The organism is Streptomyces sp. NPDC004752 (assembly GCF_053601275.1).
Genome location: NZ_JBSGBN010000321.1, coordinates 1 through 1,002, shown reverse-complemented (window position 1 = coordinate 1,002; position 1,002 = coordinate 1). Strand labels below are relative to the sequence as shown.

The following is a 1,002-nucleotide window of genomic DNA, read 5'->3' as shown; positions in this document are numbered from 1 at the left end:
CCTCGATTCTTCGGTGGGGTTTGGTCGTTGGGTGGCCAGGTGGTTCACCCGTATTGTCCCTCGCTGTGTGAGGGCGGGCCGTCGCGTGTCGCTGCGGGGTGCGCCGGGTTCCACGGGCCCGGAGGCTGCCGCCTTCCTCCTCTCGGTGTGCGTTGGGGCGGAGGCTGGTCGTCAGGTGGCGGCCGGCAGGTTGTTGATCCGCTTCCAGCTGGTCGTGAATGTCTCGGCCCAGGGCCAGGTCCGTTCGATGCGCAGGTGGCGGCGGCGTGCGTGGTGGGCGAGGCGGGCGGGCAGGTGGTAGAGGCGGAAGCGCATCGTGTCCGGCTCGGCGTCGGCGAGGTCCTCTTGGTCGTGGAGGGTCAGCAGCCGCAGCCAGGCGTCGAGATCGGCGGCGAGGTTCGCGGCGAGCATCCAGCTCGCGTTCGTTTCCCAGGACTTGGACGGCAGGTTCGCCAGTCCCATCGCCTTGTTGGTGCGCACGCGGTCTTCGACCTCGACGTGATCGCGGTGGAGGACGTCGAGGAACTGCACTTGGTGGGTTCCCGCGATGTGGCCCATGTGCCGGATGTTCGTTGCGGTGATCGAGTAGCGCCAGCCGGTCTTCTGCTCGAACGCGGTCAGCTTCCCCAGGTGGCGGCGGGAGGGCTTGACGCGGCGGACGATCAGCCGCATGCCCTTGGGCCAGCCCTCACGAGTGCTCAACCCGGTCAGCTCGGCGACGAAGTAGCCCTCCTGGACCTCGCCATCCTGTCGCAGGGAGGTTTCCCAGGCGGCTTCGGGAAGGCGGGCGATGGCACGTTCGTCCTCGGGCGTGATCGTCCAGCCGACGGTGTAGCGGACCGTGCGCCGCGTCGTGTTCAGCGCCTGAAGGCGCTTGAGCAGGCCGTGCGTGGCACCGGCACCGTCGACCCGCACCAGGATCTTGGCCTGGGAGGAGCCGGGTATCTGCGCGAGCGCGGCATCCAGCACCCGCAGGTGATCGGCAACGGTGTTCGCGCCGGC

General features: G+C 69.1%; 1 protein-coding gene. It reads right to left on the bottom strand.

Annotated elements, in window-relative coordinates; genetic code table 11:
• Nucleotides 1-171: 171 nt before the first annotated feature.
• Nucleotides 172-1,002 (bottom strand): transposase (locus ACWEKM_RS46660; protein ID WP_451627386.1); only part of this gene is annotated, 831 nt, incomplete at its 5' end.